General features: G+C 60.0%; 8 protein-coding genes and 2 pseudogenes. 9 read left to right on the forward strand and 1 reads right to left on the reverse strand.

Features of this window, described 5'->3' with window-relative positions; all coding sequences use genetic code 11:
* The 9 genes and pseudogenes from ACJHXA_RS23320 to ACJHXA_RS23360 form a co-directional block, all read left to right on the forward strand.
* The coding region (locus tag ACJHXA_RS23320) for an IS6-like element IS26 family transposase (RefSeq protein ID WP_048263344.1) at nt 1-484 on the forward strand (484 nt) is incomplete at its 5' end.
* 5 nt (nt 485-489) lie between these two features.
* Nucleotides 490-630: a hypothetical protein gene (locus tag ACJHXA_RS23325; RefSeq protein WP_001044210.1), complete on the forward strand. Its 141-nt coding sequence runs from the start codon at nt 490-492 to the stop codon at nt 628-630.
* Between the two features lie 485 nt (nt 631-1,115).
* Entirely contained in the window at nt 1,116-1,853 is a 738-nt protein-coding gene (locus tag ACJHXA_RS23330; protein ID WP_001366550.1) for a recombinase family protein, read from the forward strand.
* The gene (locus ACJHXA_RS23335) at nt 1,850-2,074 is read left to right on the forward strand and encodes a hypothetical protein (RefSeq protein WP_000743213.1); all 225 of its coding nucleotides are present in this window, start codon (nt 1,850-1,852) and stop codon (nt 2,072-2,074) included. The genes ACJHXA_RS23330 and ACJHXA_RS23335 overlap by 4 nt, the downstream gene beginning before the upstream one ends.
* 210 nt (nt 2,075-2,284) lie before the next feature.
* Complete coding sequence (locus ACJHXA_RS23340; protein ID WP_001120888.1) at nt 2,285-3,778, forward strand: IS91-like element ISVsa3 family transposase; 1,494 nt, start codon at nt 2,285-2,287, stop codon at nt 3,776-3,778.
* Between the two features lie 30 nt (nt 3,779-3,808).
* Complete coding sequence (locus ACJHXA_RS23345; protein WP_001447541.1) at nt 3,809-4,693, forward strand: DUF3363 domain-containing protein; 885 nt, start codon at nt 3,809-3,811, stop codon at nt 4,691-4,693.
* Nucleotides 4,694-4,909: 216 nt separating this feature from the next.
* The gene (gene floR, locus ACJHXA_RS23350) at nt 4,910-6,124 is read left to right on the forward strand and encodes a chloramphenicol/florfenicol efflux MFS transporter FloR (RefSeq protein WP_000214121.1); all 1,215 of its coding nucleotides are present in this window, start codon (nt 4,910-4,912) and stop codon (nt 6,122-6,124) included.
* Nucleotides 6,125-6,151: 27 nt separating this feature from the next.
* Nucleotides 6,152-6,457 (forward strand): LysR family transcriptional regulator, encoded by a 306-nt coding sequence (locus ACJHXA_RS23355; RefSeq protein WP_001255015.1) that lies wholly within the window; start codon nt 6,152-6,154, stop codon nt 6,455-6,457.
* Between the two features lie 111 nt (nt 6,458-6,568).
* Nucleotides 6,569-6,778 (forward strand): annotated as a pseudogene (locus ACJHXA_RS23360) (IS91 family transposase); the annotation flags it as partial.
* Here ACJHXA_RS23360 and ACJHXA_RS23365 read toward each other — a convergent pair.
* Nucleotides 6,724-6,878, reverse strand: a pseudogene (locus ACJHXA_RS23365) (TCR/Tet family MFS transporter); the annotation flags it as partial. The pseudogenes ACJHXA_RS23360 and ACJHXA_RS23365 overlap by 55 nt on opposite strands.

Here is a 6,878-nt window from a genome sequence, read left to right on the forward strand (position 1 = left end):
GTGGCACATGGATGAAACCTACGTGAAGGTCAATGGCCGCTGGGCGTATCTGTACCGGGCCGTCGACAGCCGGGGCCGCACTGTCGATTTTTATCTCTCCTCCCGTCGTAACAGCAAAGCTGCATACCGGTTTCTGGGTAAAATCCTCAACAACGTGAAGAAGTGGCAGATCCCGCGATTCATCAACACGGATAAAGCGCCCGCCTATGGTCGCGCGCTTGCTCTGCTCAAACGCGAAGGCCGGTGCCCGTCTGACGTTGAACACCGACAGATTAAGTACCGGAACAACGTGATTGAATGCGATCATGGCAAACTGAAACGGATAATCGGCGCCACGCTGGGATTTAAATCCATGAAGACGGCTTACGCCACCATCAAAGGTATTGAGGTGATGCGTGCACTACGCAAAGGCCAGGCCTCAGCATTTTATTATGGTGATCCCCTGGGCGAAATGCGCCTGGTAAGCAGAGTTTTTGAAATGTAAGGCCTTTGAATAAGACAAAAGGCTGCCTCATCGCTAACTTTGCAACAGTGCCGCGCGACGAGCAGCAGCACCAGGAGCAGAAGCACGTCGAGAAAAAGCAACAGCAGATCGAGCAGCGCCCACGGCGGGCCGCTCGCATCGGATAAGTCGAAAAATCCGGCTAAAGTGGCCGAGCTGCACATCAGGCCGCGCGGTTTTCCTCCCTGATCGCCGGCGCGGTTTCTTCCTCCCTGAACCGCATGCAGACTTGCCGCCTCGGACACCCCGAGGCGGTTTTTTTTCGCCTCGCTCGAGCATCGCCGCATCCGACGATGCCGAGACGACCAGGCCGCGCACGTCGAGCTGCAGCATCGCCATTGCCGACGATGGCACCAGGTCGCCGGCGGTGGCCACCGACCTCGAGCTCGCATCGCCACATCCGACGATGCGCGCCGGCGTCGACCATCGCCAGGTCTGACGATGGCGGCCGCCCTGCCCTGGATCTCGCATCGCCATTTCTGGCGATGAGATCCACGGAGCGGCCATTTAGACCCGCCAATAACGACCCGGCCAAGATAAATCGCATGACGGCCTTTTTGGCCGGGGGTAGCATGACCGGACACTTTGCGTATGCCCAAAGGAGCCCGCAAGTATGCGCAGGACGAAGCCAGTAGCCGCGCCGATGGTGGCGCGGGTCTATCTGCGCGTCAGCACCGACGCGCAGGACTTGGAACGCCAAGAGGCGATCACTACGGCCGCGAAGGCCGCCGGCTACTACGTCGCCGGCATCTACCGTGAGAAGGCATCCGGCGCACGCGCCGACCGGCCTGAGCTGCTGCGCATGATCGGCGACCTACAGCCCGGCGAGGTGGTCATTGCCGAGAAGATCGACCGCATCAGCCGCCTACCTTTGCCCGAGGCCGAGCGCCTGGTGGCCTCGATACAGGCCAAAGGCGCACGCCTGGCCGTCCCTGGCGTGGTCGATCTATCCGACCTGGCGGCCGAGGCCCAGGGCGTCGCCAAGATCGTGCTGGAAGCCGTGCAGATCATGCTTTTTCGCCTGGCCTTGCAGATGGCCCGCGACGACTACGAGGACAGGCGCGAACGCCAGCGCCAAGGCATTGAGTTGGCCCGCCAGGCCGGGCGGTACAAGGGCCGCCGTGCTGATCCGAAGCGCCGCGCCCAAGTTGTCGCGCTGCGCAAGTCCGGCTACAGCATCAACAAGACCGCCGAGCTGGCCGGGTACAGTGCGGCCCAGGTGAAACGGATATGGGCCGAGGTCAGCCAGGCCGAAGCGAAGCAGCACGGCGCGTTCGTGGAGGACGCATTGACGGAAGCCGATGCCCTGGCCGCTGTCGGCCAGGATGAGCGCCAGGAGGAAAGGGCATGAAGAAGCCGAACCAAGACGACGAGCCGTTTTTCATCACCGAGGAGATTGCGGCCGAAATGATCGCCGGCGGCTATGAGTTCGAGCTGCCGCCCATTCCTTGCACCATCCGCCTACGCGACGTGCTGGAGCGCATGACCGATGCTGAGCTAGCATTGCAGCCGGGCGAGATCGCCGACCAGGAGCGTGAACGCTGCCGGCGCAAGCCGTGTTCAACCTCATGATCTGGTCATGGTATTTTTCATGGCACTGAGCCTGATAGTTCTTGCAAATTGTTGTCACTAAAGGGTTTTGTGTGCTTGTTTACAATCGAGTGGGAGTGACGGGCACTGGCTGGCAATGTCTAGCAACGGCAGGCATTTCGGCTGAGGGTAAAAGAACTTTCCGCTAAGCGATAGACTGTATGTAAACACAGTATTGCAAGGACGCGGAACATGCCTCATGTGGCGGCCAGGACGGCCAGCCGGGATCGGGATACTGGTCGTTACCAGAGCCACCGACCCGAGCAAACCCTTCTCTATCAGATCGTTGACGAGTATTACCCGGCATTCGCTGCGCTTATGGCAGAGCAGGGAAAGGAATTGCCGGGCTATGTGCAACGGGAATTTGAAGAATTTCTCCAATGCGGGCGGCTGGAGCATGGCTTTCTACGGGTTCGCTGCGAGTCTTGCCACGCCGAGCACCTGGTCGCTTTCAGCTGTAAGCGTCGCGGTTTCTGCCCGAGCTGTGGGGCGCGGCGGATGGCCGAAAGTGCCGCCTTGCTGGTTGATGAAGTACTGCCTGAACAACCCATGCGTCAGTGGGTGTTGAGCTTCCCGTTTCAGCTGCGTTTCCTGTTTGCCAGCCGGCCCGAGATCATGGGGTGGGTGCTGGGCATCGTTTACCGCGTCATTGCCACGCACCTGGTCAAGAAAGCGGGCCATACCCACCAAGTGGCCAAGACGGGCGCGGTCACCCTGATCCAGCGTTTTGGATCGGCGCTCAATCTGAATGTTCACTTCCACATGCTGTTTCTCGACGGTGTGTATGTCGAGCAATCCCACGGCTCAGCGCGTTTCCGCTGGGTCAAGGCGCCGACCAGCCCAGAGCTCACCCAGCTGACGCACACCATCGCCCACCGGGTGGGTCGCTATCTGGAACGGCAAGGCCTGCTGGAACGGGATGTCGAAAACAGCTATCTGGCCTCGGATGCGGTGGATGACGACCCGATGACACCCCTGCTGGGGCACTCGATCACTTACCGTATCGCTGTCGGTTCACAGGCGGGGCGAAAGGTGTTCACTTTGCAAACTCTGCCGACCAGTGGTGATCCGTTCGGTGACGGGATTGGCAAGGTAGCCGGGTCCAGCCTGCACGCCGGCGTGGCGGCCAGGGCCGATGAACGCAAGAAGCTCGAACGGCTGTGCCGGTACATCAGCCGCCCGGCGGTATCCGAGAAGCGGCTGTCGTTAACACGAGGCGGCAACGTGCGCTACCAGCTCAAGACGCCGTACCGGGACGGCACCACGCACGTCATTTTCGAACCATTGGATTTCATTGCAAGGCTGGCCGCCCTGGTACCGAAGCCCAGAGTCAACCTAACCCGCTTCCACGGGGTGTTCGCACCCAACAGTCGGCACCGGGCGTTGGTCACGCCGGCAAAACGGGGCAGGGGCAACAAGGTCAGGGTGGCTGATGAACCGGCAACACCAGCACAACGGCGAGCGTCGATGACATGGGCGCAACGGCTCAAGCGTGTTTTCAATATCGACATCGAGACCTGCAGCGGCTGCGGCGGCGCCATGAAAGTCATCGCCTGCATTGAAGACCCTATAGTGATCAAGCAGATCCTTGATCACCTGAAGCACAAAGCCGAAACCAGCGGGACCAGGGCGTTACCCGAAAGCCGGGCGCCACCGGCTGAGCTGCTCCTGGGTCTGTTTGACTGACGAGCCTGAAGGCCAACGATACCAATCAAAATGCTGCGTTCACAGCGCCGCGGCAGGGATCCGCCGTGCTGGTTGTCGGAAAAGGAGCCGCTAGTGGGAAAGAGGAGGGTAAATTTTCAGCGTTGCTGGCTCCCCGTCAGCCGGATTGGGTTGCATCGCAGGGGTGTCGAAAGAGTCAACTGCGGTCCAAAGCTGTTGGACTTGGGTGAAAAGGGCGTTTATTCTTCCTATACGTGCCGCGTTCCAGGCGGCGACTATGAGGGCTATGTCGATGCCCATGTGCGCCGGCTGGAGGCGCTACGCCGGGCCGGTATCGTCGAGCGGATCGACGCCGACCAATGGCGCATCCCCGATGATCTGGTCAGCCGTGCCGCCGCCCATGACGCCGGCCGAGACAGTCAGGCCAGCGTTCGCGTCCTTTCCCCGGTCGATCTGAACAAACAGATCGGATCGGACGGCGCGACCTGGCTGGACCGGCGGCTGATCCACGGCGAGACGGCCGACCTTGCGCCAACCGGCTTCGGGCAACAAGTCCGCGAAGCCATGGACCAGCGCCGCGAGCACCATATCGAACAGGGCGACGCCACCCGCAGCCGGGACAGCCGCGTCTTCTACCGGCGCAACCTTCTCGCCATCCTGCGGGAGCGCGAGGTAGCCGGCGTCGGATCGGATATGGCTTTGAGTAAGGGCCTGCCGTTCCGCGCCGCCACGGACGGCGAGAGCGTCAGCGGCAAGTTTACCGGAACCGTGCATCTATCGAGCGGCAAGTTCGCCGTGGTCGAGAAATCCCATGAGTTCACCCTTGTCCCGTGGCGGCCGATCATCGACCGCCAACTCGGCCGCGAGGTTATGGGCATCGTGCAGGGCGGGTCGGTGTCGTGGCAGTTAGGGCGGCAGAGGGGGCTGGAACGCTGAGTGCGCCCATGCCGCATTGCGAAGCAAAAGATAATCGGATAAAATGTAGCAATTCATATTCGTAAGCGTGGAGTAATCAGATGGGAAATTCCAAGTCAGCAGACAAGTAAGCCGCAACAACCAGTATTGTTGTTGCGGCGCTCTGTAAGGCTAGTCTCATCTGATTGCTGACGAGCAGACGTCGCCCGGTATTCCTTAATCGAGGGTTGATTCGTCATGACCACCACACGCCCCGCGTGGGCCTATACGCTGCCGGCAGCACTGCTGCTGATGGCTCCTTTCGACATCCTCGCTTCACTGGCGATGGATATTTATCTCCCTGTCGTTCCAGCGATGCCCGGCATCCTGAACACGACGCCCGCTATGATCCAACTCACGTTGAGCCTCTATATGGTGATGCTCGGCGTGGGCCAGGTGATTTTTGGTCCGCTCTCAGACAGAATCGGGCGACGGCCAATTCTACTTGCGGGCGCAACGGCTTTCGTCATTGCGTCTCTGGGAGCAGCTTGGTCTTCAACTGCACCGGCCTTTGTCGCTTTCCGTCTACTTCAAGCAGTGGGCGCGTCGGCCATGCTGGTGGCGACGTTCGCGACGGTTCGCGACGTTTATGCCAACCGTCCTGAGGGTGTCGTCATCTACGGCCTTTTCAGTTCGATGCTGGCGTTCGTGCCTGCGCTCGGCCCTATCGCCGGAGCATTGATCGGCGAGTTCTTGGGATGGCAGGCGATATTCATTACTTTGGCTATACTGGCGATGCTCGCACTCCTAAATGCGGGTTTCAGGTGGCACGAAACCCGCCCTCTGGATCAAGTCAAGACGCGCCGATCTGTCTTGCCGATCTTCGCGAGTCCGGCTTTTTGGGTTTACACTGTCGGCTTTAGCGCCGGTATGGGCACCTACTTCGTCTTCTTCTCGACGGCTACCCGTGTGCTCATAGGCCAAGCGGAATATTCCGAGATCGGATTCAGCTTTGCCTTCGCCACTGTCGCGCTTGTAATGATCGTGACAACCCGTTTCGCGAAGTCCTTTGTCGCCAGATGGGGCATCGCAGGATGCGTGGCGCGTGGGATGGCGTTGCTTGTTTGCGGAGCGGTCCTGTTGGGGATCGGCGAACTTTACGGCTCGCCGTCATTCCTCACCTTCATCCTACCGATGTGGGTTGTCGCGGTCGGTATTGTCTTCACGGTGTCCGTTACCGCGAACGGCGCTTTGGCAGAGTTCGACGACATCGCGGGATCAGCGGTCGCGTTCTACTTCTGCGTTCAAAGCCTGATAGTCAGCATTGTCGGGACATTGGCGGTGGCACTTTTAAACGGTGACACAGCGTGGCCCGTGATCTGTTACGCCACGGCGATGGCGGTACTGGTTTCGTTGGGGCTGGTGCTCCTTCGGCTCCGTGGGGCTGCCACCGAGAAGTCGCCAGTCGTCTAACCGACGACTGGTAGCAGGCCCGCTCCGATGCGGCGCACTAACCATCGAAACCTCGTGAATGTCGGTATCCTGTCTGGCAGGATACCGCTCATTTCCCTTGTTCAGTTCATCGCCGTCGCCGAGCATCTGAATTTTCGGCATGCGGCCAAGGCACTTGGTATCAGCCAGTCGAGCGTCAGCGCGCGTGTGAAAGCGCTGGAGGATAACCTTGGTGTCCTGCTATTTGAGCGCCATGCGCGGGGCGTTCGGCTAACAGACGCAGGCAGGCACTTCATGGAGCGTGTCACGGCGGGTGTCGATCAACTCGATCACGCAGTGAAGACCGCGGAGTGACGGGCACTGGCTGGCAATGTCTAGCAACGGCAGGCATTTCGGCTGAGGGTAAAAGAACTTTCCGCTAAGCGATAGACTGTATGTAAACACAGTATTGCAAGGACGCGGAACATGCCTCATGTGGCGGCCAGGACGGCCAGCCGGGATCGGGATACTGGTCGTTACCAGAGCCACCGACCCGAGCAAACCCTTCTCTATCAGATCGTTGACGAGTATTACCCGGCATTCGCTGCGCTTATGGCAGAGCAGGGAAAGGAATTGCCGGGCTATGTGCAACGGGAATTTGAAGAATTTCTCCAAAGCCCGCGACGCAGCGCCGGCAGGCAGAGCAAGTAGAGGGCAGCGCCTGCAATCCATGCCCACCCGTTCCACGTTGTTATAGAAGCCGCATAGATCGCCGTGAAGAGGAGGGGTCCGACGA

The sequence above is a fragment of the Escherichia sp. WS33 genome (assembly GCF_046486385.1).
Taxonomy (GTDB): Bacteria; Pseudomonadota; Gammaproteobacteria; order Enterobacterales; family Enterobacteriaceae; genus ECMA0423.

Coding starts and splice junctions, on each gene's coding strand:
- ACJHXA_RS23340 (WP_001120888.1), top strand. CDS start 2,285: ATGCCTCATGTGGCGGCCAGGACGGCCAGCCGGGATCGGGATACTGGT.
- ACJHXA_RS23335 (WP_000743213.1), top strand. CDS start 1,850: ATGAAGAAGCCGAACCAAGACGACGAGCCGTTTTTCATCACCGAGGAG.
- ACJHXA_RS23355 (WP_001255015.1), top strand. CDS start 6,152: ATGCGGCGCACTAACCATCGAAACCTCGTGAATGTCGGTATCCTGTCT.
- floR (WP_000214121.1), top strand. CDS start 4,910: ATGACCACCACACGCCCCGCGTGGGCCTATACGCTGCCGGCAGCACTG.
- ACJHXA_RS23345 (WP_001447541.1), top strand. CDS start 3,809: ATGCTGCGTTCACAGCGCCGCGGCAGGGATCCGCCGTGCTGGTTGTCG.
- ACJHXA_RS23330 (WP_001366550.1), top strand. CDS start 1,116: ATGCGCAGGACGAAGCCAGTAGCCGCGCCGATGGTGGCGCGGGTCTAT.